Below are 26,234 nucleotides of genomic sequence, written 5' to 3' on the forward strand. Positions count from 1 at the left end.
AAACTGTTTGACCAAATAAACCAAGCCCCACTCCTGCTGCGAGGGTCATGGCCAATTATGGGACAATCCACTTACATATAATGTCATTAACTGCTTGCGAAAAATAAATAAGGGAGGTTTACTTACGAAAACAAGAATTGGAATTCACCAATTCATTCGCTATCCTGGTTGTGCTCAGGGGGATTTTCCTGGTCATAGGCCGAACCCTCATCAGATGCTTTGGAATAACATCCGTGGCAGTATAATCTTCCGTGATCAGTGACTCCGTCGAGAAATCCGTCTTTACAGTAGATCGATGCTCCGCAAGTAACACAAACTCCTACTAACTCCATAGTACGCCTCCTTTTAAATGAAAACTTCTATTTGGATTTTATCACAGATTTGATCAGAACTAACGCACAAACATAACTAATTATGATAAGCGAGAGTCCGAGCTATGATTGACCTGACCTCCTGACTTCTTTGGTGTACTTTATTTGGGCTGCTAAAGTTGAGTCATTTATTAGGAAAATACACCAATTTTTTATAGGACCCCTTAGAGTAGATGCTGACGTAGGATCCAAATAAAATTCACACTAATTTCACAAAGTCTTTATTACAATGATCAAAATGAATCTAACATCAGTGAGGTGAGGATTTGGCTGCTTTGTTGGAAGTGCGTGATCTCCGCAAACAATTTGGATCGGGGGAAAACAAAGTAGAGGCGCTGAAATCGATCCATTTCTCTTTGCAAAAAGGCGAATTTGTCGCGATTATGGGTTCGAGTGGATCTGGTAAATCAACACTAATGCATATTTTGGGAGGGATGGAAAAACCGACCTCCGGTAAAATCTTTGTGGACGGAGAAGAAGTCAATAAAACTTTGTTCAACGAACCGAAAGCAACCAAATTTCGGCGGGAAAAAATCGGATTCGTATTTCAAGGTTACAATCTACTCGCTGCATTAACCGCGGAGGAAAACGTTGCTCTCCCCTTGATCTTGTCCGGGATGGGGAAACGTGAGATCTTGAATGCGACCGAAGAAATGCTTCAATTCGTCGGTTTATATGAACGCCGCAAGCATCGGCCGGGCCAACTATCTGGAGGACAACAACAGCGGGTGGCCATAGCTCGCGCGCTTGTGCACCGTCCCCCAATCCTGCTTGCGGATGAACCAACTGGAAATCTTGACGCCGTAACGACAATAGGGATTTTGCAATTGTTTTCAATCATGCAATTGAAGTTCAACCAATCCATTCTGCTTGTAACGCATGATCCTTCGGTAGCAGCGCATGCCAGTCGAGTGATCTTTTTTCAAGACGGTACAATAGAGCAAGAGTGGGTCAATGATCTCGAAAAACCTTTTCATGAGCGCAGCAATAACATTCTGGATCAACTGCGGAGTTCAGGGGGGAAGCGGGATGATTTCTAACCTATGGGGGCTGGCTGTCAAGACCATATGGGTGAAAAAGCTGCGAACGCTTTTTTCTATTGTATCAATCGTATTAGCTGTCGGGTTATTATGTGCCGTGCTGCTCTTGCAAGAACAGATGAACCAGACTTTGGAACAGCAATTATACGAACAATACGGCCGTGCCGATCTAATCATGGAGTTTCGTTCAGGAACTATCGGTTCTAATGGAGTAAAAGCATTCAACGCGGAAACAATTACAAAAATAATTAATTTGGAAAATATAGATGAAATAGGTCAGGCACTCGATGATCCGAAGCGATACAAAGAGAAAACGGATGACTTCACAATGAAGGGTTTATCCTATACGGGGGTCGATAACAGCCCTTTGACGAAAGCGTATTATCGGTTTGAGCATTCACTGGAAATGAACGAAGTGGTGATATCTGCATCGTTGGCGAATCAACTGCGCGCTGGTGTATCCGATTCGATTGTGTTCCCTCTTCAAAGCGGGAAGCAGGTGGAGTGGACCGTGACGGAGATCATTCCTGATATCCAGGCTTCAGATGGAAAGCCGATGAACAAAGCGTTATTTCATTTGACATCTTTACAGCAAACCATGGGATTGGTAGGATACATTAATCCTGTTATAGCAGATGTGAAACCTGGATTGGATAAACTAATTGTCATGTCTTCTATTATGATGGACTTGTCCTTGGGTTCTGAGTTTGGAATTGTTTTATTGGACAGTTTGGAGAGAGAGCAGAGCAGCGTACTAAATTTCAAAATTATGAGTTATATATTGGCTGTAATTGTTTGCATCGTCAGCATTGTCTTATATATTGGATTGCTACAGACATCGATCCGAGAAAGAATGACGGAAATGGCGATTCTACGATCATTGGGGGGAAGTGAACAGCAACTAAGAAAAACGGCAATGGTTGAGGCAGCGATTATCGGTTTAATCGGAGTGAGTAGTGGGGTTGCCTTAGGGTTGTTAATCAACAAGGTTGGCGTAAGATTCCTCTCTGGGTTATTGCAAATTGACATAATTCAAACACCTGTGAACGGGCTTGGATTAGCGATGGTTGCGATGCTAGCTTGGCTGACTGTCATTGCGGTATCACTTGTTCCTGCTTGGAGAGCGTCAATCGTTGATCCGATCCGCTGTTTTCGCCAAGCGGTCGAAGACGATCCAGATGAATCAAGAGGGAGAATCGGACTTTTTACTGGTCTCGTGTTTGCCGGAATTGCTATGATAGTGCTCAGTATGTCTTTTCGAACCGGTTCGAATGGTAGAGCATTATGGAGTTCCCTTGGCGGATTGATCTGGACGATTGGTGTACTGCAGGGTACTTTTGTTGTTTTAAATCCGGTGTTGCGACTTATCGCCTCTTGCTTTGGCCAATTGAGGGGTGGGGCATGGCAGATTGTTTTGAAGCATATGGCAGCAGATCGAAAGCAAAGTGCGTTCATTATCCTGCTCATTTCTCTACCTTTAACAGTATTTATACCTGTAAATACAATAATGACACTTTCACTAAACGGAACAACCGAATCTGTTGAACGTAAATATGTAACTGACATGCTCATATATACAGAGAGAGAAGCTTATATGAATCAGAATAGGTATCATTTGCCGACAAGCCTAATATCGGAAATTAATAACCTGTCTGGTGTGCAAAAGGTAATTCCGATTTCGGGTTCAGAGTCAGCTCGTCTGATCGATTACGATTTCTCTGTAGCTGATCCCGAGTGGATATCCGTTAACAATGTCAAAAACCCGGGAGCTAAGTATCCGGATTACATGGGAGTCTCTGTAATTGCTACAGATATCCATGAACTGTCCGATCTCGGCCTGATCCCTCAACTCAATATCGCTATTAATCAGGTGGTCCTTCCTGAACCCTATGCGGAACATCTTGGCATAAAAGTAGGGGACCCCTTAAAATTGGTTATGGGTGAAGAACAAACTATTGTAACCGTGGGTGCGATCATCCAAGATTTCGAATTCCTTAATCATAATCAATTGAAACGAATTATACTTGTTGATCGAAGCCATATGGTACTTCGCCCCTATTTTGGAACCTTTGAGAAAGTTCTAGTCAAAGCAGACATGAATCACCGTAGCGAAATATACATGGGTTTGAGTAGATTGCAGCATCAGTTTCCCGATCTGAGATGGGGGGATAAACAAACGGAGATGGATGAAATGTTGCATATACTCAACCAGCGAATGGGATTTCTTTGGATCATTGCCGCCATCGTTTTGATCATGAGTATGATGGGCATGTTCAATGCTCAAAGTGCCAGTATCCACGCCAAACGGCGTGAATATGCTGTTCTTCGAGCCATCCATCTGACTCCAATGCAAATGGTGCAAATGGTTTTGATGCAAAGTATTATTTCCGCAGTGTTTGCCGTATTTTTGGGGCTTTTGACGGGAACGATCATGACCTTCGGATTTTATAATGCACTTGGGGGAGGAAAAGCATTTAGTGATTTAACGATCCCATGGGTCCAACCCGCCAGTCTCATCATGCTCGTGTTGACTTATTCCGTTCTCATTTCATTACCAATGGCTTTTAAGTTGGCTCGAATGAAAATCGTGAAAGCTCTTACTATGGAATGAATTGCGACTATGAAATATTCGTTCGATCGCCTTGCAAAAAGCTAGCAAACTGAACAAGCAAAAAACTTGATGTCGAACCTTGACTTTATTGCTCGACAATATTACAATCGGTAATAATATTGAAATGGATTCGTTGATAGGAAGAAGTAATTCGGCCCCATGTACTCTAGAGAGGGAAGCCTTGGCTGCAAGCTTTCCGGCAATGACCGAATGAAAGACATCCTGGAGAACAGACGGTGAACGACTTTCTAGTCCTATTAGGCTGAAGCGCCATTTGGGAGCAGAGACGTTTCATTAGCCGAATGCGTAAGCGGGCGTTAACCGTATGAAGAGCGTGCTGATGCAGGCTTACCTAGCTTCCCTGATGAATCGGGGGTGTGCATGGTAAGAGGTCTATGCGCGAAATTTGGGTGGTACCACGGTAGATTATACGATCTCTCGTCCCTGACATTAGTCAGGGATGGGGGATCTTTTTAGTTTGTCGAGAGGTGTAAGTCACTAATGAGGTAAATATCGGAGGTGGGGCAATGAGCATTCAGAAACCTAAAGGGACACAGGATTTGCTGCCCGGGATCGTTGAGAAATGGCAGTACCTGGAGGACAAAGCGCGCGATATATGTGCACGATTCAATTACAAGGAAATTCGTTCACCGATCTTCGAGAATACGGAGCTGTACCAACGAGGTGTTGGAGAGACGACCGATATCGTCGAGAAAGAAATGTACACGTTCCTGGATAAAGGCGACCGCAGTATGTCGCTCAGACCAGAAGGGACCGCAGGTGTCGTTCGGGCGTATGTGGAGAACAAGCTCTATGGAGAACCCGACATCGCCAAGCTTTATTACATGGGACCGATGTTCCGCTATGAACAGCCGCAAGCTGGCCGCTACCGTCAGTTCCATCAATTCGGGATCGAAGCGATTGGCTCCTCCGATCCTAGCCTGGACGCGGAAGTCATTGCAATGGGCTACTTGTTCTACAAGGAAATTGGCTTGACGGGTGTGCGCGTGGAGATTAATTCTGTAGGTAATCCATCCTGCAGAGCGGTTTATCGCGAAGAGCTCCAGAAGTTTTTTGCTCCTGTTAAGGATCAGCTGTGCAAGGATTGTCAATCTAGATATGACAGGAATCCGATGCGGATTCTGGACTGTAAGAAGGATCAGAAATTCGGCGTTGGCGCACCTTCCATATTGGATTTCCTCGATGAGGAGTGCAGCGTGCATTTTGGCAAGGTGAAACAGCATTTGACCGATATGGGCATTGAATATGAAGTTAATCCTCGTATGGTGCGTGGGCTGGATTATTACACGCATACGGCATTCGAATACAAGTGCGCCGGAATCGGTGCGATTGATACGATAAGCGGCGGCGGAAGATACAATGGGCTTGTTGCACAGATCGGCGGCGATGATCAGCCGGGAGTTGGCTTCGGGCTTGGGTTGGAACGTGTGCTTCTCGTACTGGAAGCGCAAGGTGTTGAAATTCCGTCGGTCCGTCCGTTGGATGTGTATATGATCGGCATGGGAGAGCAAGCGGAAGATCAAGTGACGAAGCTGCTTTTCCAACTGAGGTCCGCAGGGCTCACAGCTGAGAAAGATTACGAAGGCCGCAAGATGAAAGCTCAGATGAAATCAGCCGATCGTATGAAAGCTCGATATGTAGCTATTTTAGGCGATAATGAGCTTGAACAGGGAGTTATCTCACTGAAGAATATGGCAACAGGCGAGCAGGAACAGGTTGAATTAGGACAATTAGCAGCAACGGTGAAGAACAGAAGCTAATAAAGAACGACATCAAAGGATCAATCAATCCTATACTTCCAAATCGCTAATACAAACTCAGGAGGCTATCTATTATGTTATTGAAAACCCATCATTGCGGTAAGTTAGACAAATCCCACGTCGGTCAGACCGTCATATTGAACGGCTGGGTGCAGGTTCGTCGTGACCTTGGCGGCGTATTGTTCATCGATCTTCGCGATCGCAGCGGGATTGTACAGGTAGTATTCAATCCGGATTTCTCCGGAGAGGCTCTGGATATCGCGGATAAAGTGCGCAGCGAGTATGTACTGGGTGTAAAGGGCCAAGTTGTTGAACGCGACCCGGCTACATTCAATGCTAACCTGCTCACAGGCGAAATTGAAGTTCAAGTGAATGAAATTGAAATTTTGAACGCAGCCAAGACACCTCCTTTCTTTATCGAGGATGACATTGAGATTGACGAACAGCTGCGTCTGAGATACCGCTATCTGGACTTGCGTCGTCCGGAGATGCAGAAGACCCTTCAGCTTCGTTCCAAAGCGGCCAAGGTATTCCGTGATTTTCTCGATGACAATGGTTTCCTGGAAATCGAAACCCCTATATTGACTAAGAGCACGCCTGAGGGCGCTCGTGATTACCTGGTGCCTAGCCGTGTTCATCCGGGTGAGTTTTTCGCCCTCCCGCAATCGCCGCAAATTTACAAACAATTGCTTATGGTCAGCGGCATGGAGCGTTATTATCAGATTGCCCGCTGCTTCCGTGACGAAGATCTGCGTGCGGATCGTCAGCCTGAGTTTACGCAAGTGGACATCGAGACATCATTCCTGTCCCGTGACCAACTGCTTGACTTGATGGAGGAATTGGTCGTTCGCTTATTCCGTGAGACGCTTGGCACAGAGATCCCGCGTCCATTCCAACGGTTAAGCTACGCAGACGCAATGGGCAAATACGGCTCCGATAAGCCGGATCTTCGATTCGGTCTTGAGCTTGAAGATGTTTCCGATATTGTGGCGGAATCCGGTGTGCAGGTATTTGCCAATGTGATCAAGAAAGGCGGACAGGTCAAGGCGTTGAACGCCAAAGGCTGCGGAACCTGGAGCCGCAAGGAAATCGATGATCTTGCACCATTTGCTGCCCGCTATGGAGCAAAAGGACTTGCCTGGATTCAAGTAAAAGACGGCGAGTTCAAAGGGCCGATCGTGAAGTTCTTTAGCGCTGAGGAGATTGAAGCAGTGAAAGCGCGTCTTGGTGCGGAAGAAGGCGACTTGCTGTTGTTCTCTGCGGATACGAAAAAGGTGGTAGCCGATGTTCTAGGCAACCTTCGTCTGAAAATTGGCCGCGAGCTTGGGTTAATCAACGATAAGGAATTCAAGTTCGCATGGGTGATCGACTTCCCGCTGCTTGCTTATGATGAGGAATCCAAGCGTTATGTAGCGGAACACCATCCGTTCACGCGTCCGCATGAAGAGGACGGGCATTATTTTGATACAGACCCGGGAAAAATCCGCGCACAAGCGTACGACCTTGTATTGAACGGATATGAAGTAGGCGGCGGTTCGATGCGGATATTCCAGCGCGATATGCAAGAAAAAATGTTCGCAGCTCTTGGCTTCTCGAAGGAACAAGCATACGAACAGTTTGGTTTCTTACTGGATGCTTTTGAATATGGTACACCTCCGCATGGCGGTTTTGCCTATGGGTTCGACCGTCTGGTTATGTTGATGTCGGGACGTACGAACTTGAGAGAGACGATTGCCTTCCCTAAAACCGCGAGCGCAACCGATCTGCTTATGAGTGCGCCGTCTGAGGTTGATCTGAAGCAGCTTGAGGATTTGTCGATCCGCCTCGCTCTGAAGCAGCCTGCTGCAAAGGCATAAGTTCAGCTCCCTAACGAACAATGAAGAGGAGAATAACAACAGATGCTGCATCAATTTTCTAGAACTGAACTTGCGATTGGTCCGGAAGGCATCGAGGTCATGCGCGGCAGTACGGTAGCCGTATTAGGACTTGGAGGGGTGGGCTCCATAGCGGCAGAAGCTTTGGCTCGTTCCGGTGTAGGCCGTCTCATCCTGATTGATAAAGACGTGGTCGACATCACGAACATTAATCGGCAAGTCCATGCGTTCCACCACACGGTCGGCCAGTCCAAAGCGGATCTGATGGAGCAAAGGGTCAAGCAGGTCAACCCTGATATAGAAGCTATTGCTCTGAATATGTTTTACACGGAGGAGACGTACGAGAAGCTGTTCGAATATCCAATCGATTACGTGCTGGATGCTTCCGATACGGTTACGTTCAAAATTCATATCATCAAACAATGCTTGCATCGTAAAATTCCGATCATCTCCTGCATGGGGGCGGCCAACAAGATGGATCCGACGATGTTCCAGGTTGCGGACATTTCGAAGACGGAAATGGACCCGTTAGCGCGGGTGATTCGTCAAAAGCTGCGCAAGGAAGGGATTCACAAGGGCGTTAAGGTCGTCTACTCCACGGAACAGCCGATCAAGCCGAGAGTGGACGTTACGAAGCAGATCGTTCCCGAGAATGCGCCGGACAGACGGAAAGCTCAACAGCCTCCTGCGAGCAACTCCTATGTTCCTCCAGTTGCGGGATTGATTATGGTAAGTGTTGCGGTTAAGGATTTGCTGAAGCGCGCGGAGAAGCAGGGAAAGCTGCGTCCATAGCGGATAATCGATTCATTAGTCCAAAGTAAATAAGCCTGTTTGTCGGATAGCTGTCACTCTAAAGGTGGCGGCTTTCTCGTTTAACAGTTAAAATCAATGTAGTTCTATACACAGAAGAAGAGAGTCACGATGCAGGAATGTTCCGGCAAATAAGTGCATGGAATCAATAAGGAAGAGGTGTACCTGATATGGATATGGATTTATTCTCAAATCACGAGGCATCCTCTCCAGTTGGTAAGCTGCTCGCCGATCGAATGCGGCCGCAGACGCTAGACGAATATCTCGGTCAGGAGTCTATAGTGGGACCAGGTAAGCTGCTGCGAAGAGCGATAGAAGCGGATCAAGTGAGCTCGATCCTGTTGTACGGACCGCCTGGGACAGGAAAGACAACGCTAGCCCATATCGTCTCCAATCATACAAAAGGTGACTTTGTCAGGTTGAATGCGGTCGATGCTTCCGTCAAAGATGTGCGGGAAGTCATTGAGCAGGCCAAGCAGACGAAAGCAATGTATGGGCGCAAGACGATTCTGTTCCTCGACGAGGTGCATCGATTCAACAGCTCGAGGCAGGATGCGCTGCTCCCTGCGGTGGAGCAGGGGGTGATCGTCTTCATCGGCGCGACGACCGAGAACCCGTTCCACCATGTGAACGGGGCGTTATTGTCGCGCTCCACGCTCTTCGAGCTGCAGCCGCTGACGCATGAGCATGCGCTGGCAGCGATGCGCCGAGCGATCGCGGATCGCGAGCGCGGCCTGGGGTTCATGCCGCTCGCGGCAGAGGAGCCGGCGCTCGAGCACATTGCCCGGATGGCCGGCGGAGATATTCGCCGGGCGCTCAATGCGCTTGAGCTCGCGGCGGTGACGACGAGCCCGGATGCGGACGGCACGATCCGCATCACGCTTGAGGTCGCCGAGGAATCGATTCGGCGGCCCACGGTGAAGGCGGACGAGTCGACACAGTACGACGTCCTGTCCGCCTTCCACAAGAGTGTGCGTGGATCAAGCGACGCCGCGCTGTATTGGTTTCTCCATGCCGTCGAGAATCTGGGCATGGACCCGATGGTGTTCCTGCGGAGGCTCATAGTCGCTTGCAGCGAGGACATTGGCTTGGCCAATCCCCAGGCGATGGTACAAGCTGTGACAGCGATGGACGCCTACCATAAGATCGGTTGGCCGGAGGCCAAGTACAACATTGCGCAGGCGATTCTCTTTGCTGTCGAGAGTCCGAAGTCGAACTCGACCGCGCTCGCCATCTCCAAGGTGATGGCTTCGTTCCAACAGACGAAGTCACCGGAAGTCCCGCTCCATCTGCGTGACGCGCATTACAAAGGCGCAGCCCAGCTCGGCCATGTCGGTTACAAATATCCGCATGACTATCCTGGCCGTTATGTCGCTCAACAGTACTTGCCGACCCCGATAAGGGACGAAGTGTTCTTCGAGGCTGACGGGCAAGGGATGGAAGAGAAGATGAAGCAGAATCAACAGTTGCGCAGACGTGAGGGTCGGGGCGAATTGTAGCTATGAGGTGATAGAATGACTAAATGTATAATTATGTTTGCATTAGCTACAATATTGTTATCCGCTTGCACTAATTCTAATGGACATCGTAATGAATCCAGTTTCCCGAAGGTGACGAAACCATACCGTGCTGAGCAAGCCGCTCAAAATGGTGATGTGGTAAACGTCCACGGAAAGTATTCGAATATGGATAAATGGCATCAATTTATTGAGAATGTTAATAGCAATCAAGCAGGTAAAGTCCGAATTACTCAGTATACAATTGAAGGAGACCCGATCTTTTACGAGCTCATTTATGATGGCAAGACGATTCATTATACATTCGATAACTCCATGGATGCCTATGGGTCAGATAAGGGTAGACCTGATACGAGCTGCAAAGGGATCGGAACGAAGAAAAATGAGCAAGCTCGAGAATATTACGTATTAACGGGCTGTGATAAGGATACTGGCGATACGTTTTGGTTTGCAAAAGAGTAATAGATAGAAAAGAGTGCAGCGTACTTTTTAACTGCAAAAGCTGCAGTTATTATACTGGGATCGACGTTTTTTACCAATATAACTGCATTTCGTACCGTTAATTTTTGGAAATCCGACTCATTTCGGTAAAAGTCTAAAATTAGATGCAGGTTTTGCAGTAATCATTCAAATTGCTAACGGCTGAGAGTATTTAGCTGCAGGTTTTGCAGTTACCTTCTATCGTTATCTAGAGCTAGAGTATCTGCATCTGTCCCATTTATCCATTCAAGGAAGCATGCTGAGAAACTGCCGGGCCGCGGAGGAGAGAGGGACATCCCGCAAGGTTATCAATCCTACTCGACGCGGCGGAATGGGAGGATCCAGGATCACTTCCCTCAGCACCCCTGTCTGCAGCTCATCGCCAATAAAATTACGGATGACGCAGGCTAACCCAAGCCCGATGCGGGCAAATTGGACGAGCAGCTCGATACTGCCGAGTTCAATCTCCGGCTCCAGGGTGACTCCTTGCTTCTGGGCAAACTGATCGATATAGCTGCGGGTTCCGCTCGCCCGTTCCAGCATCAATAAGGGATACTTTTGTAGCTGTTGCACAGTAATAGGTTGATCCGGTAATTTCTCGAACGAGGCGCCGGACACAAAGCAATCCTGCAGCTCCATACTTTCTCTTACCTCGAACATGCGATCTTCCACCTTAAGCGGCAAGTTGACGATGCCGAAGTCAATTCGGCCTTCTTTTAACAGATTGAGCGTCTCTTGCGTCGTGCGGTTAGTCACTTGAAACCGGATGGAAGGGTACTCATTGTGGAATTGCTCCAGATAGGGAAGCAGAAAATAGCGGCACAATGTATCCCCGGCACCGATCCGAATTTCTCCTTCCTGTAACAAATGGATTTCCGCAAGCTTCTTCTCTCCCGCCTCAATGAGATGATAAGCCTGAGCGATGAACCGGTATAACACTTCCCCTTCCGAAGTCAGCCTTACTCCCTTTGGGATGCGCAGGAATAAAGGCCCGCCCAGCTTGCTTTCCAATTGTTTGATAGCATGGCTAACCGCTGGCTGTGTGATATATAATTCGGCCGCAGCTCTGGTGAAGCTTCCCGTCTTAGCCGTTACATAGAAAACGCGATATCCTTCTAAATTATCTATCATGGTATAAACCTCACTAATATAGACTATTAAAAGTATTCATTTTATTTATGAAGATATCCCCATTATAATGGGAATTGTAAGGATAGTTCAAGTTTGGAAAGGGGTACAAGCGCATGCCAGTTACAGCGATTGTTGGAGCGAATTGGGGAGACGAAGGAAAAGGGAAGATGACGGATGTGTTAGCCGGAGGAGCAAAGGTTGTAGTCCGGTACCAGGGTGGCAGCAATGCGGGACATACGATCATTAATGAGTTCGGTAAATTTGCTTTGCATTTATTACCTTCCGGGGTGTTTGCTCCTGGAGTTATTAATGTGATCGGTCCTGGAGTAGCTTTTCATCCTGGTGATTTCCTGAAGGAGCTTGGGGGGCTGCTAGATAAAGGAGTGCCTGCTCCGGAGATTCGCATTTCTGATCGTGCTCAGCTCGTGCTGCCTTATCATAGATTGTTCGACGCGTTAGAAGAGGAACGCCTGGGTGCCCGTCAGTTCGGTTCTACCAAGACAGGCATAGCACCGTTCTATTCTGACAAATATTTGAAGATCGGCGTACAGATCGCCGATCTGTACAACGAGCCTCGCTTGCGCGAACGGCTTACAGCCGCCCTCGAAGCGAAGAACGTGCTGCTGCAGCACCTGTATGGCAAGCCCCCGCTCACCGCGGAGGAGCTGATCGGGCAGCTGCAGCAAGAAGGCGAGCGTATCGCACCGTATGTGTGCGACACGGGCAAGCTGATGCGCGATGCGCTGAACCGCGGCGAGCTGATCCTCGCCGAAGGACAGCTTGGCGCGCTGCGCGATCCCGATCACGGGATATACCCGTTCTCGACATCTTCATCGACGCTCGCTGGCTTCGCCACCGTGGGCGCCGGCTTGCCGCCTGCGGCGATCACGCGCATCGTCGCAGTGACGAAGGCCTATTCCAGCTGCGTAGGCGCCGGGCCCTTCGTCACCGAGATCTACGGCGCTGCCGCCGATGAACTGCGCCGCCGCGGCGGGGACGCCGGCGAATTCGGCGCCACGACCGGCAGGCCGCGGCGGATGGGCTGGTTCGACGCGGTGGCGACCCGCTACGGCTGCCAAGTGCAGGGCGCTACTGAGGTAGCGCTGACTAACCTGGACGTCCTCGGGTACTTGGACGACATCCCGGTCTGCACCGCCTACGAGTTGGACGGCGTCCAGACCGACGACTTCCCAGTCTCCGCTCGTCTGGATGAAGCGAAGCCTGTCTTGAGCTCACTGCCAGGCTGGAAGACTGATATCTCGGCGATCCGAGAATTCGACCAGTTGCCGCAAGCCGCACAGCAGTATGTGCTCGAGCTGGAGAAAATGATCGGTGTGAGAATTAGCTGGGTATCAGTCGGCCCACGCAGGGATCAGCTAATAATCCGATAGGGTGTTTCTCATGATTGTAATCTAATCGATAAATTACTATTACTCTAATTGTAAAGTGCAGTTGATTTCCTCCAATCAAGCCGAAAAAGCCTGATTCAAGGAATTTCAACTGCATTTTTGCAATTGAACACCTCCAAATCAGGCTAGAGAAACCACTTATTTATATTGTATTTTTACAATTTGACGGCATTCATCGCATCTGATGCACCGACCAGAGGGGTCACAACATCAATAATAGCGCCGCCCAAGCATATATCGCCATCATAGAACACAACCGCTTGTCCTGGCGTGACTGCTTTCTGAGGCTTATCGAAAGTAACCTCGCAGGTCGTCTCCCCTGTGAAACGAACGCTAACGCCTTGATCCGGTTGACGATATCGAAATTTGGCTGTACAGCGGAACGGGGACTCCGGGCGCACTGGACTAATCCAGTTAAGATCCGTGGCAGACAGCCCGACCGAATACAGGCTAGGATGTTTTTCGCCTTGCACTACGTACAGAATATTACGCTCCAGATCCTTCCCCGCAACGAACCATGGCTCGCCATTGCCGTCAGCACCTCCGCCGATCCCAAGACCTTGACGCTGTCCGAGTGTGTAATACATCAGACCGTCGTGCCGGCCCTTCACTACGCCGTCTAACGTCTGCATCTCGCCGGATTTGGCAGGCAAATAGCTGCTAAGGAATTCCTTAAAGTTGCGTTCCCCAATAAAACAAACACCCGTGCTATCTTTTTTCTTCGCAGTCGACAACCCTGCTTCAAGAGCGATTCGTCGAACCTCAGGCTTAGGCAGGTGACCGATCGGGAACATCGCCTTGGATAATTGCTGCTGGTTCAGAGCGTTCAGGAAATACGACTGATCTTTCCCCGTATCCACGCCGCGCAGCAAGCGGTACTCGCCATCGACCAGCTCAACCTTGGCATAGTGACCTGTAGCGATATAATCTGCGCCGAGTGCCAGCGCCTTTTGCAGAAACTCGCCGAATTTGATCTCGCGGTTGCACATCACATCAGGATTAGGCGTACGACCCTTCTTATATTCATCAAGGAAATAGTTGAACACCTTATCCATATATTCTTTTTCGAAATTGACGGTATAGAATGGAATCCCGATCTGACTGCATACGCGTCTTACGTCTTCGGCATCTTCCTCGGCCGTACAATGACCGAACTCATCGGTATCATCCCAATTCTTCATGAATATCCCGATTACTTCATAACCTTGCTGCTTAAGCAGAAGAGCTGTGACCGAGGAATCGACTCCTCCTGACATGCCTACGACTATTCTGGTTTGTGACGGATCTATATGTTTCATTCTGAATGGCGCCTCTTTCCTGTTAGTGCGGATTCAATATAGTTTGCACTATTCCATTTTGCTATTTTATTTTATCATAAATTAGAGCCATTCGCTCCTCTGCCTGGTTTTCTAAAAGGAATGCTCTTATGCAGAGCTCAGTTGCGGTATAATAACCTTATGGTTCATAACAATGTCGGAATGGGTGAATGAATATAATGAAATGGCTTCGAACCTATATGAACCGAAAATACTGGTTCAAGATGCTGATCTCCATTGGCATGCTTTCGATAGTTGTGGTCATCCTCTCATCAGCCGTTCTATTCTACAAATCACAAAACACCCTGCTTGATATTCAGCACGAGTCTAATCGCAAAATGCTCGATCAAGTTACTTACAACATTGATTTCACAGATAGAATGCTGAACAATCTGATCACCACGACATTTATTGATATGAGAACGAGTTATTTGCTCGACACGGTCGATCCTGAAGAATATAAACTGTATCCCAGCATCATGTCGTTCGGTAAAATTATCAACTCGATTCCTATGTTGGATTCAATCATGGTGTACAATTCCCGGAGCGGCTGCTTCTATTATTATTCCGAGACCAAGGTGCTTAACTGCAAGGAAGATGGAATGAACGGGTTGATGGACAATTATGTAAGGAATACGTCGACGGTTCCAAGACTTCAACTGATCCCGATCTATTATAGTGAGACGGATCGGAGAATCAGTCATTTTTCCTATTTTATGTATAGCAACTTATCCGGCTCCTTGTTCGGCTCTAACAGCAGCGCGCTTATTTTCAACATCAAGCCTGAGTGGTTATTCAGCAATATCTCGGAAATTAATCAGCTTACTGATTTCAGGGATAGTGAGCTGCTTATCGTCGATGGCAAGGGAAGCATTGTAAATGATCTGGCCGGCAATGGTGCATGGAACGGATTATGGACACGAATCGAGCAGGAACGGCAGTCCAGCGGTAGAGCTCCCCATTCATTCATTGATAAAAGCGAAGGTACACCTCATCTGATTACGTATGTGTCTTCCGGGAATGCCGATTGGACAATAGTCAGCGTGCAGCCTTATGATGCTGTAGTGCAGCTAATTGGTGAGTTGAAGACGTTTACAATTATGGTGGTAGCGATTGTTCTGCTGCTGACTGCCATCAGCTCAGTAGTGCTTGCTTCACGGCTGTACAATCCCATATCAGGTGTTCTCAAGCAAATTCGCAAAAGCTTTTCTCAGGATGAAGCACCTGCAGCAGGCAAACGCGACGAATTCGGAATTATCTCAACCGTGCTGGAAGAGACAATGAGTGAGATGCAAGCGCTTAGACAGGAGCAGGACTCGCAGAGTGGAATATTGAGGGGTTATTACGTAAGGCAGCTATTATTGGACAGCCCGCATGTCACGTCTAGCGATGCTCTCACCCACATGCAAATTCCTTTAAAGGACAACACTCTTTTTGCAGTTTGTCTCTTTATACTGGATGAGTACGATAGCTTGGGTGGCAAGTACAGTGCAGAAGAACGGCAGCACGTGATGTCTTCTTTTGGCAGCAAAGTGGAAGAGGTCGTCAGCGCATCGTTCCCGGCCGATTGTATTGATGTTGGGAGCGGCCATTTGGCCGTGCTTCTGCATAGTGAGCTTCCAACCAACGAGCTGATGGAGCAGATCTGCAGCTTGGCTGCGGTCGTTCAGGAGGCCGTTACCCGGGAGTGCGATTTATCCGTGACGGTTGTGTGTAGCGATCCGGTGGATGATCATGCGTGTATATCCAGTCAGTATATGAAGGCCAAGGAATACGCCAAATACAAATTCGTCTATGGTAAAAAAGCCATTATTGTTCCGGAGAGGGTACGTGCTAACGAGGAGTATGAATGGCAGGGCTTCCCGCCTGAGCTGGAGAAAAGGTGGCTGGCCGCAATCCGCACCTCCGATGCTGAGGAAGGACCCCGATATTTGGACGAGCTGTTCGCAACCATCGGAAGATGCAATTATGATCAGATCATTCATTCCTTGCTGTCTCTGGTTGCCGCTGCCACTCATGCTCTTCCGGTGATGGCTAATTCATCCGGTGCGATCGATTTGCGTTCGGTGTATCGGCTTATTTTTGAGAAAGAAACTTTGGCGGACGTGTACGAGCTGTTTGTGTCCCTGTTCCACTTAAGGCAGCAGGAGGAACATCGGCACATGTCGGAGAATACGAAGCGCCAACTGTTGGTCCATACAATCAAGGAAATTGTGGATGCCAAATACACCGATGCCGATTTGTGCCTGCAGAGTATAGCAGATATGGTCAATTTATCTTCGTCTTATGTCGGCAAGCAATTTCGCGATCAAGAGGACCTGTCTGTGGCCAAGTATATAACGGCCGTTCGGATGGAACGTGCAGCCAAGCTGCTGCAGGAAACGGATGACAGTGTCAATGCTGTAATGGAGAAGGTGGGCTTCTTGAATCAGAGTTATTTCTTCAAGCTGTTCAAGCAGCACTTCAATGTGACTCCGAACGAATTTAAGAGCGCCCATTACAGGTTGAATGGTTGAAGAGCTTGTAACCCGCGATTGCGGTTTGCAAGCTTTTTTTGCAGCTGTGTATTACAGTCCGTTTTTACTGACGGTTCCACCCGAAATCCATTATTACAGTCCGTTTTTACAGTCGCATTTTCGCATTTTTTGCAGTCAAGAATTCCTATTTGCAGTATGCAATGCCCATCGGATAGGGCTAATATGAAAGCGTGTTCAAACACACAGCCTGCTCGCGAGCGGCTTAAATTCAGGCTTACAAATTAAAGGGAGGTTGAATTTTTATAATGTCAAGCAAATCAAAACTACTTATCACTACTGTAATGACGGGAGCTCTGCTGATCGGAGGCTGTACCAAGGCCGATGATCCAGTCCAGCCTCAGAACACGGACGGACCGAGTAAGACACCGCCTATCGAGCTTTCATGGTTCATTGATGGAGACGCAGGCAGTTTGCTGCCTGAGAAAGCGGATGAGGATTTCGTCAAAAAAGCAATCGAGGAGAAATTCAATGTAAAGCTTAAAGTACAGAGCTACCCGGCTGGAGCAGACTACGACAACAAGTTGACGGTTGCATTAGCCAGTGGCAATAGTCCGGATATGTTCATTACAAGTGGGACTCTCTCTCAAAAATTGATTCAGGATGGCCTGATTGCCAAGATGGCCCCGTTCGTCTCGAACCAAACGATGCCGAACTATTACAAGTACTGGAATACGAACGCATTGGAGATGAAGTCCTATCAAGTAGAAGGAGATTTCTATCGGGCTCCTCTGCCTTACAAGAAAAATTTGCAACTGGCTTATTATATTCGCAAAGACTGGTTAGATAAATTCTCACTGTCCGTTCCGAATACCTACGATCAGATGCTAGCAGCGATGCGCAAGTTCACGAATGATGATCCGGATGGTAACGGTAAGAAGGATACGTACGGCTTCACAACCAACGGGAACGGCAAGTCACTTGCGCTTGCTTTTCCGCAGTGGAGACAGAATGGTCTGTACGCCGGATATTATGTGGAGAATGATCAGTTCTTTGATTCCCAAACTGATCCGCGTGTAGCGAAAGTAGTGGACGATACGCTCAAAATGATTGAGGAAGGCCTGGTAGATCCGGACTGGTTCCTGAACAAGGCGGAGCAGGTTACAGACAAGGCCGTACAAGGTAAAGCGGGTATTGTGTACAGCGCTGATGTCAATTTCGCATTGGACAGCAGCCCGAACAGTGTGCAGAACAAAACTAAAGCCTTGAACCCGAAGGCAGATTGGATCGCTTTCAACCCGTATCCAGATAAACCGTTCTGGACACAAAATGAAGCAGGCTACCCGTTCCTGTTCAGCAAGAAAACAGCCGATCAACAGCCGGATAAAATCCGCAAAACCGTAGAAATTCTCGATTGGTTGGCAAGTGAACAAGGGTTCCTGTTAACTCGTTATGGCATCGCTGATAAACATTACACTAAACAAGGCTCCGCGATTACATTGAACAAGGAAACTTATCTTAAGGATGTTGTTCAGAAGGGTAATTTTCTCTCTATCTATGATTTCTTTTCTCCACCTTCGCCGGAAACGTTTAATTTGGTTATCAAAGACCCGGATCAGACTCCGCGCGATGAGAAAATACTAGCTTTTATTGCAACTGGCTATAAATACGTGGCTAGTGTAGGGGCGAGCACAACTCCGCCTGCTGGAGTAAATCTGGGTGAGATGCGTAACAAAATGTCGGAGTATCACGCCAAAATGTTGTTCGAGGATAAATCGAGCGCCAACTGGCCGAAATACCGCGAAGAAATCATGATCAAATATAGAGCAAAGGATATATTCGAAGCATACGCAAGTCAGATCAGTGAAGCGCGCGGCAAAAAAATTACGTTCAACGCCGGTAATTAAATCGGCTTGCCGGAATCAGAGCATCTGCACTTAGCAAGTCTCGCAGATCGCTCTGATTGCGGTAACAGAAGGAGCAGGTTTAAATGGCAATCCAAACAACAAACAAATTGAATGTACCCGCCCGGAAGAGCACCAGCCGAAAATCGATGATATGGAGAGGAATCTTACGCAGCCGCTGGTTTTATGGCATGATGCTGCCTGGTCTACTCTATTACCTCATCTTCTGTTATTTACCGATGTTTGGGCTGTTGATTGCTTTCAAAGAATACAATCTGTTCAAAGGAATCTGGGATAGTCCCTGGGTTGGACTGGATCATTTCCGCACTATTTTTCAATCGCCGGATTTTCCTGTTATTTTTCGCAATACGCTGCAGATCAGCTTGTACAGAATCGTATTCAATATGCTTCCTGACGTTACGCTGGCACTGATCTTCAATGAAGTTCGTGTCGTGTGGTTCAAGAGGCTCGTTCAGACAATAACTTACGGACCACATTTTTTGTCCTGGGTAATTGTGTATGGTCTTGTTTTCGCATTCTTCGCACCTGGTTCTGGCTTTGTTACGATCTTCGTGCGGGACACATGGGGGACAAGTCTGAATATATTGACCGATCCAAGCTTGTTCAGGCCCATGATCCTGCTTAGTGATTTGTGGAAAAACACCGGATTTGGAGCAATCATCTATTTGGCTGCGCTTGCCAGTATTAATACAGAGCTGTACGAAGCAGCAGAAGCGGACGGGGCGGGAAGATGGAGGAAGATGTGGCATATTTCACTGCCTGGGATTCGTTCGGTATTCCTGCTGCTATTGATTCTTCGATTGGGTCATATTCTGGATGCAGGCTTCGAGCAAATCTATATTTTCCTGAATTCTCGTGTGTATCAGGTTGGCGATATTATTGATACTTGGGTATTTCGCCGCGGTCTTGAGCAGCTCGATTACAGTGTTGCTGCCGCAACTGGTTTTTTCAAATCCATTATAGGACTTGTACTTGTATTAGGAGCGAACAAATTAGCCAAAAAGCTCGGGGGTGACGGGATATGGTAGTGAATACGCAGATCAAGTCCAAATCGAATCGTTTATTCGATTTTATACTTTATGCATTTCTCTCCTTATTCGCATTGAGCACCCTCTTTCCTTTGTATTATGTTGTTGTGATGTCGATCACGCCTTATACGGAGGTTATGCGCAATGGCGGTTTCGTTATTTTTCCCAAGGACATCACATTCGCGGCTTACAAGGAAATATTCTCGAGCGGGCGCATTCCCCGCGCTTTGAACATTACGATAACAGTAACGCTGGTAGGAACCTTCCTCAATCTGTTAGTAACCTCATTACTGGCTTATGGATTATCCAAAAAGACAGTTCCGGGCCGCAACGGTATTCTTCTTGCTATTGTCTTCACGATGCTGTTCAGCGGGGGAATGATTCCGACTTATTTGGTTGTGCGATCGGTAGGGCTGCTGGATTCTATATGGGCGCTTATTTTACCGGGTTTAGTGTCCACGTTTAATATGCTCATCATGAAAACGTATTTCGAAGGTTTGCCTCATGAGATTGAGGAGGCGGCCAAAGTAGACGGCTGCGGGGATCTGCGAACCTTGTTCCGGATTGTGCTTCCGCTTTCTGCGCCGATCTTTGCAACAATGGGATTGTTTTATGGAGTGGCTCATTGGAACGCCTATTTTGCCGGGATTATGTACTTGAATGACAAGAGCCTGTATCCCCTTCAAGTTGTGCTGCAGAATATGATCCGTTCTCCTGATGTCAGTCAGGAGCTGGAAATTCGCAATCCTATGCTGATTGCCCAGCTTCCACCGGAGACCATTAAGATGGCCACAGTTGTAGTAGCAATCGTACCGATTCTTCTGGTTTATCCGTTTCTGCAAAAGTATTTCATGAAAGGCATGCTGATTGGTGCGATTAAAGGATAACTAATCAGCAAGTGGAACAACTGAGAAATGACAGGAGGTAAACGGACATGAGTTTGGATAGACTGCAATACTTCGACTGCAATGCGAACGTGGGGAAGATCGCCTATAAGCATCCATTGCAAATGTGGCGTACGGAGGATTTGACTGAGGAGCTAGACCGCTGCGGGATAGCAGGAGCGCTTGTATATCATGGAATGGCCAAATCGCACTCTCCGGCTTATGGAAACAGATTGTTGGCCGAAGAGCTTGCCAAGAGTTCAAGACTGTTCGGCTGCTGGGTTGGACTGCCTGATCATTTGGGAGACTTTGAATCGCCTGAGAAGCTGATAGCAGGTATGAGGGAGAACGGAATACGAGCGTTGAAGATTTTCCCCAACAGTCACCAATTCGATCCTGATAAGCGGACTACTGGGAGGTTGTTCGATGCGCTAGCCGGAGAACGCATCCCTCTGTTAATCGATGGCGCGGAAGCTACTCTTGGCCAGCTTACAGGCATATTACGGGATCACCCAGAACTAACGGTGCTGTTGCAAGGGTTGAGTTGGAGTCAGGAGCGGCGATTGTTCCCGATTATGGATGAGTTCGAGAAGCTATGTATCGAATTCTCGGCACTTCAGAGCAATGCTATTATTGAAACGGCTTTTGACAGGTACGGAGCGTCACGTCTGTTCTTCGGCAGCGGGATGCCGCGTAAAAGTCCGGGAGCAGCCAGGGCATTAATCGATTATGCTCAAATTCCATATGAGGCGAAACAGCAAATAGCGGGAGGCAATCTCGCTGCGCTGCTCGGAGTAAACCCTCCTACAGCGCGAGTTCCCGATCAAGACGAGGTTACGGCACAAGCATCACTCGGATTACCAATTGAGATCCCGGTCTATGATTCTCATACTCATCTGATTGAGGATGGGGGAGGAACGGGAAGCGGTTATCCTATGCTTCGCGGTGATATAGATCATATGATTAGCCTGTATCGGCAGTTAGGGATCAGGAGAATGTCAATCGCTCCTTGGGCTGGAATCAACGGCGGCGATTCGGAAGCGGGTAACGAGATAGCGGTTGAAGCGATCGTCAAGTACCCGGAAGAAGTAGAAGGATATGCAGTTATTGATCCGAACTATGTGTCTGATGTCGAGTCGGAAGCGCGGAAATGGCATTTGGAAAAGAAGTTCAAAGGGATGAAGCCCTATTATTATTTATCTCATATTCCTTATACCGATCCGATTTATGAGCCTTGGTGGAAATTAGGTAATGAGTTATGCCTGTATGCGCTTGTCGATCCGGCAGGGCAGAGCGACAGTGTGTATGTATCGCAAATTGAAGAGTTGGCAAGATGTTATCCGAATGTGGCGATATTCATGGATCATGGAGCAAGAAGCTTCGAAATTGCCGTATTGTACGCCAAGACTGCAAAGGCCTACCCGAATGTGTATCTCCAACTCACTTACACAACGGTAACATTAGGAGCAATTGAGTATTTGGTTCGCGAGGCAGGGGCGGATAAGGTACTGTTCGGTACCGACTCCCCCATGAGAGACCCGCGTCCTCAGGTAGGCTGGCTAGCTTACGCGAACTTGTCATTAGAGGAGAAAGCGGAGGTTTTTGGCGGCAATATGAAGCGAATTTGGCAACGCTGTCTGGTCTAAAAGCTTAATAAATAGCCCTTCACTCTATAGTAATATAGACGGAGGGGCTATTCCCCGTTATCAGATAGGAATTTTGAAAAACTTTTCATGATATTGTCAAGGATATGGATACCACAAAGAAAAGAACTATGTTAACATAGAAATTATTATACTTGTAATCTTCTACAAAAGGCTTTATTTGGTCATAATAGGAACAAAGCCTTCCTAATTATTAGGTTTCACTGTCAAATATAGCAAAATATAGCATTACTTCTGTAAACGAGGTGCTTTTTTGAAAATTTCAACAAAAGGTAGATACGGCCTTACCATTATGATGGAGCTGGCCCACAGATACGGAGAAGGTCCGACCTCTCTGAAAAGTATTGCGGAGAAGCATCAGCTATCCGAGCATTATCTCGAGCAATTGATTGCTCCGCTGCGTAATGCAGGACTCGTTAAGAGCATTCGCGGAGCCTACGGAGGATATATCCTGTCCAGACTTCCTGAGGAAATTTCATCAGGAGATGTGATCCGCGTGTTAGAGGGCCCGATCAGTCCTGTTGATTTCACCGAAGAAGACGATCCTGCCAAGCGGGATTTGTGGATTCGGATAAAAGACAGCATCGCCGAAGTGCTGGACTCAACTACCTTGGCGAACTTGATTACGTTTCAAGACGAAGGTAAGAATAGCAACTATATGTTCTACATATAGGCTGCCTCGATTTCTTATATGCAAGCTATCTATCTGGATCATGCAGCCACAACGGCTGTTCATCCGCTAGTATGGGAAGCGATGCTTCCTTATTTTACTGATCATTTCGGCAATCCTTCCAGTCTTCACGTATTCGGCAGGGAGACGAAGATTGCTTTAAGCCGCGCAAGAGACGAGATTGCTCAGTGCCTTGGCTGCTCTCCTGCAGAATGGATGTTTACGGGGAGCGGGACAGAAAGCGACAATACAGCTATTTTTGGCACGGCAGCCCGCTATGGATTGTCACAGAACAAGCGTCATATCATTACAACTCAGATCGAGCACCATGCTGTACTGCATACTTGTCAGCAGTTGGAGCATTTGGGTTATGATGTTACTTATTTGCCTGTTGATCAGACTGGCTGTATAAAGCTAACCGATGTCGAGGCTGCAATTCGGCCTGACACGTTCCTCATCAGTGTCATGTATGGGAATAACGAAGTCGGCAGTGTACAGCCTATTCACGCAATCGGGTCTCTGGCTCGTGATCGCGGGATTGTGTTTCATGTAGACGCTGTACAGGCACTAGGTAATCAAGACTTCCACTTGTCTCAGATGCCTGTTGATTTGATGAGCTTCTCTGCTCACAAGCTCTATGGCCCCAAAGGGGTAGGAGCCCTGTATATTTCCAGGAAAACCTCCATCGAACCGCTTCTATTCGGAGGCTCACAAGAGAGGAAACGCCGCGCTGGAACGGAGAATGTTCCCGGAATCGTCGGATTCGCTCAGGCTGTCAAGCTGGCAACCGCTAATCGTGAAGCCAACGTTCAGTTACTTGAAACTCTTCGTGATCATTTACAAATAGGTATTGAGAGTGAGCTCGGTCATACCGGCTTCGTTCTTAATGGTTCTCCCATCAATCGGTTACCCCACATTTTGAATGTAAGCTTCCTTGGTGCTGATACCGATACGATGTTAATGAATTTGGATTTGAACGGCATTGCGGCAGCGAGTGGTTCGGCCTGTACATCAGGCTCTCTTGAGGTGTCGCATGTGCTGCGAGCTATGCATTTGTCGGACGAAGTGACCAGATCCGCCATTCGGTTCAGTGTAGGAATCGGTAATGATGTCGAACAAATGAAGGAAGTTTCCCGCCGAATTGGAACCATTTTAAGGCGGATTCGTAATAAATAGAAAGCTTTTTAAATTTAATACTGTGAAAGGAGGAGAAACAAGGAAAGGTTCGACTTGATGTTTGCAAGGAACAGTGAAAAACGGATGACTTTAGCATCGCGGGATAATAATTCCGTGAGGCGTGCAAAATATAGGTAAGGAATGTATGTTGTTTTTCAGGAGGATTTACCTTTGCGTAAAGGACAAGACATCATGGGCTTACCTGTTATAGAGATTGAGACAGGGAAGCAGATCGGGACAGCCAAAGATTTTTTGATCGATCACGATTGGCATATACAAGGTATTCTTTTGGAGACGAAGCATTGGTTCTCTGCTCCGCGTTATGTGAAGTGGGAGGATATTATAGCTCTTGGTACAGATGCGGTGACCATACCGAATGAAGCGGCGGTAATTACCCTGGAAGACGATCAACAATTGTGTTACTTGGAGTATGGCACAACGAAGATTAAAGGGCTGCCCGTCATTACCGTCAACGGAAATAAACTTGGTATGATAGAGGATGTTTATTTTGGTGAACAATGGGGTAGAAAGATAGTAGGATATGAGTTATCGGAAGGACTTTTGTCAGATTTGAAGGAAGGCCGGAAGTGGTTGCCGACACCAGATTGTATCAAAATCGGAGAAGACGCAATTATCGTGCCTGTCGAATGCGAGGTCCAACTGCAAGAAGTTCCAACAATACAGTGAAATAAGGTGAATATTATGATAAAATGTCCGAATTGCAATTCGAAAGATATCGGTAAAATTGGTTCTCATCAATTTTATTGCTGGGGCTGTTTCATTGAATTAACAGTGAACGGCGAGAAGATGTCTGTGTATCAAGTGGAAGAGGATGGAACGCTCAGCTCGCTCGACGATTTATTCTTTGAAGAAGAAATGCCGGAAGTACACGCCAACTAAACTTTGCGTTATTAAAAGACACCTCATGGAGCTTAATCGCTCTGTTAGGTGTCTTTTTGCCGTGAACCTGAGTATTTGTGTGTCGCTCGATTGCTCATTGCGAACGGAGAGGAGCGCCTATGCCCTCACGCCATTTCGTGTAATGCTTCCAGGCTAGCCCATGATCCAGAGCATCTGCCGCCAGCTGGATACCTTCCTCGATGGACTCTGCCCGTTCCGTGATCCACAAACGCAGAGCGCTGTTGAGCAGAACGATGTTGCGGTAAGCGGGCAAGGCGCGGCATTGTAAAACATCGATTGTAGTGCGAGCTTGCATATGCGCGGTCCATTGGGATACTTGGATAGCCGTATGTAAGCCGAATGTCTTAGGGTCAATGATGTGAACGTTTGTAACTTCATCCCTCAACACAATAATTCTACTCCGGCGGTCGGTCGGGACATTGCCAGAACCTTCGGCATCTTGAATGATCAGGGCTCTCTGAACATTAAGACGCTGTAACAATTGGGCAGCCTTCGCATAAGCCGTCCCTTGTTGGATGCCTAAAGCTATATTGGGGGAGTCCGAGGGACGCAGAAGCTGCTCAGCAGTATTCAATAGGGAGGGAATGCCGATCTCGTCTCGTAAAGAACGCAATCGAGCAAGAGGAGGACACCAGAGCTCTGTAGGGATGAATAAGAAGTCGCTGGACGATGCACCTTCGAACCATTGATCGAGAGATAGAGCTGAAACTGGTATGTCCAATTCCATGAGGATGTCTGTCGCTGTCATTCTTGAATGCGGCTGCAGATAGAGAGCGGGACTGCTATGCATCGTAACAGGCATTCGGCAAGCACTCAATACAAATGCGGATGGCAACGAGGCCATGAATGTTTTTTTAAGCCCGACTGAAGAACCTGAACTTTCGATTCCTCCTCGAGCAGGGCACGGGATTGCTCGACTGCGTAATGAATGAACGAAAGCGAGAATTTCATCGGATGATTCCGTCTTTAATTGTTGCGCCATAAGGAAAGCGGCTGTCTGGGCAAGGGTGGCTTTTCCATCGAAGATGTTGTTTGCAGCCCTGGCCGCCTCTTCGAATGTAAGGTCTTTGGGTCCCTTTCTTCCTTTTCCGAACTGTTGCAGAAGGTCGATCATGTTGGATGCCCCTCCTTATAAGTAATGCCGAACCTTGT

21 protein-coding genes are annotated in these 26,234 nt (G+C 47.6%); 17 read left to right on the top strand and 4 right to left on the bottom strand.

Going from position 1 to position 26,234, the window contains the following annotated elements:
- Positions 1-152: 152 nt before the first annotated feature.
- Positions 153-332 (bottom strand): hypothetical protein, encoded by a 180-nt coding sequence (locus AC58QD_RS10070; RefSeq protein WP_497332644.1) that lies wholly within the window; start codon positions 330-332, stop codon positions 153-155.
- Positions 333-646: 314 nt separating this feature from the next.
- Here AC58QD_RS10070 and AC58QD_RS10075 point away from each other — a divergent pair, with 314 nt between their 5' ends.
- From AC58QD_RS10075 to AC58QD_RS10105, 7 genes are all read left to right on the top strand, one after another.
- A complete protein-coding gene (locus tag AC58QD_RS10075) occupies positions 647-1,411 on the top strand; it encodes an ABC transporter ATP-binding protein (protein ID WP_497332887.1) in 765 nt (254 codons plus the stop codon).
- A complete protein-coding gene (locus AC58QD_RS10080; RefSeq protein ID WP_497332646.1) occupies positions 1,401-4,022 on the top strand; it encodes an ABC transporter permease in 2,622 nt (873 codons plus the stop codon). The genes AC58QD_RS10075 and AC58QD_RS10080 overlap by 11 nt, the downstream gene beginning before the upstream one ends.
- Before the next feature lie 527 nt (positions 4,023-4,549).
- Complete coding sequence (gene hisS, locus AC58QD_RS10085; RefSeq protein ID WP_497332648.1) at positions 4,550-5,803, top strand: histidine--tRNA ligase; 1,254 nt, start codon at positions 4,550-4,552, stop codon at positions 5,801-5,803.
- Between the two features lie 74 nt (positions 5,804-5,877).
- On the top strand, positions 5,878-7,659 hold the full coding sequence (gene aspS / locus AC58QD_RS10090) for an aspartate--tRNA ligase (RefSeq protein WP_497332650.1): 1,782 nt from the start codon (positions 5,878-5,880) through the stop codon (positions 7,657-7,659).
- Between the two features lie 42 nt (positions 7,660-7,701).
- Positions 7,702-8,469, top strand: a complete 768-nt coding sequence (locus AC58QD_RS10095) for a tRNA threonylcarbamoyladenosine dehydratase (protein ID WP_497332652.1) — start codon at positions 7,702-7,704, stop codon at positions 8,467-8,469.
- Positions 8,470-8,663: 194 nt separating this feature from the next.
- Positions 8,664-9,986 (top strand): replication-associated recombination protein A, encoded by a 1,323-nt coding sequence (locus AC58QD_RS10100; protein WP_497332889.1) that lies wholly within the window; start codon positions 8,664-8,666, stop codon positions 9,984-9,986.
- Between the two features lie 15 nt (positions 9,987-10,001).
- The gene (locus tag AC58QD_RS10105) at positions 10,002-10,466 is read left to right on the top strand and encodes a DUF4362 domain-containing protein (RefSeq protein WP_497332654.1); all 465 of its coding nucleotides are present in this window, start codon (positions 10,002-10,004) and stop codon (positions 10,464-10,466) included.
- A gap of 264 nt (positions 10,467-10,730) precedes the next feature.
- Here AC58QD_RS10105 and AC58QD_RS10110 read toward each other — a convergent pair whose 3' ends face one another.
- Positions 10,731-11,615, bottom strand: a complete 885-nt coding sequence (locus tag AC58QD_RS10110; protein ID WP_497332656.1) for a LysR family transcriptional regulator — start codon at positions 11,613-11,615, stop codon at positions 10,731-10,733.
- A gap of 113 nt (positions 11,616-11,728) precedes the next feature.
- On the opposite strand from AC58QD_RS10110, the gene AC58QD_RS10115 reads away from it, so the two are divergent.
- Positions 11,729-13,006, top strand: a complete 1,278-nt coding sequence (locus AC58QD_RS10115) for an adenylosuccinate synthase (RefSeq protein WP_497332658.1) — start codon at positions 11,729-11,731, stop codon at positions 13,004-13,006.
- A 173-nt stretch (positions 13,007-13,179) separates the two neighbouring features.
- Here the strand turns inward: AC58QD_RS10115 and mnmA are convergent, their stop codons facing one another.
- Positions 13,180-14,322 carry a tRNA 2-thiouridine(34) synthase MnmA gene (mnmA, locus tag AC58QD_RS10120; protein WP_497332660.1) on the bottom strand — a complete coding sequence of 381 codons (1,143 nt, stop codon included), beginning with the start codon at positions 14,320-14,322 and terminating at the stop codon, positions 13,180-13,182.
- A 197-nt stretch (positions 14,323-14,519) separates the two neighbouring features.
- Between mnmA and AC58QD_RS10125 the strand changes: the two genes are divergently transcribed.
- From AC58QD_RS10125 to AC58QD_RS10165, 9 genes are all read left to right on the top strand, one after another.
- Positions 14,520-16,856 (top strand): AraC family transcriptional regulator, encoded by a 2,337-nt coding sequence (locus AC58QD_RS10125; RefSeq protein ID WP_497332662.1) that lies wholly within the window; start codon positions 14,520-14,522, stop codon positions 16,854-16,856.
- Positions 16,857-17,122: 266 nt separating this feature from the next.
- On the top strand, positions 17,123-18,721 hold the full coding sequence (locus AC58QD_RS10130) for a type 2 periplasmic-binding domain-containing protein (protein ID WP_497332664.1): 1,599 nt from the start codon (positions 17,123-17,125) through the stop codon (positions 18,719-18,721).
- A gap of 83 nt (positions 18,722-18,804) precedes the next feature.
- Positions 18,805-19,767, top strand: a complete 963-nt coding sequence (locus AC58QD_RS10135) for an ABC transporter permease (protein ID WP_497332666.1) — start codon at positions 18,805-18,807, stop codon at positions 19,765-19,767.
- Complete coding sequence (locus tag AC58QD_RS10140; RefSeq protein ID WP_497332668.1) at positions 19,761-20,654, top strand: carbohydrate ABC transporter permease; 894 nt, start codon at positions 19,761-19,763, stop codon at positions 20,652-20,654. Before AC58QD_RS10135 ends, AC58QD_RS10140 begins: the two co-directional genes overlap by 7 nt.
- Before the next feature lie 47 nt (positions 20,655-20,701).
- Positions 20,702-22,297 carry an amidohydrolase family protein gene (locus AC58QD_RS10145; protein WP_497332670.1) on the top strand — a complete coding sequence of 532 codons (1,596 nt, stop codon included), beginning with the start codon at positions 20,702-20,704 and terminating at the stop codon, positions 22,295-22,297.
- A gap of 271 nt (positions 22,298-22,568) precedes the next feature.
- Positions 22,569-22,988, top strand: a complete 420-nt coding sequence (cymR, locus tag AC58QD_RS10150) for a cysteine metabolism transcriptional regulator CymR (RefSeq protein WP_497332671.1) — start codon at positions 22,569-22,571, stop codon at positions 22,986-22,988.
- Between the two features lie 18 nt (positions 22,989-23,006).
- Positions 23,007-24,161 (top strand): cysteine desulfurase family protein, encoded by a 1,155-nt coding sequence (locus AC58QD_RS10155; protein ID WP_497332673.1) that lies wholly within the window; start codon positions 23,007-23,009, stop codon positions 24,159-24,161.
- A 171-nt stretch (positions 24,162-24,332) separates the two neighbouring features.
- A complete protein-coding gene (locus AC58QD_RS10160) occupies positions 24,333-24,848 on the top strand; it encodes a PRC-barrel domain-containing protein (RefSeq protein WP_497332675.1) in 516 nt (171 codons plus the stop codon).
- Positions 24,849-24,863: 15 nt separating this feature from the next.
- Positions 24,864-25,061: a YrzR-like zinc ribbon domain gene (locus tag AC58QD_RS10165; RefSeq protein WP_497332677.1), complete on the top strand. Its 198-nt coding sequence runs from the start codon at positions 24,864-24,866 to the stop codon at positions 25,059-25,061.
- A gap of 94 nt (positions 25,062-25,155) precedes the next feature.
- On the opposite strand, the gene AC58QD_RS10170 is transcribed toward AC58QD_RS10165, so the two are convergent.
- Positions 25,156-26,196, bottom strand: coding sequence for an anthranilate phosphoribosyltransferase (locus tag AC58QD_RS10170; protein ID WP_497332679.1), 1,041 nt, complete (start codon positions 26,194-26,196; stop codon positions 25,156-25,158).
- Positions 26,197-26,234: the final 38 nt, after the last annotated feature.

This window comes from Paenibacillus sp. J2R1T-4, from assembly GCF_059692235.1.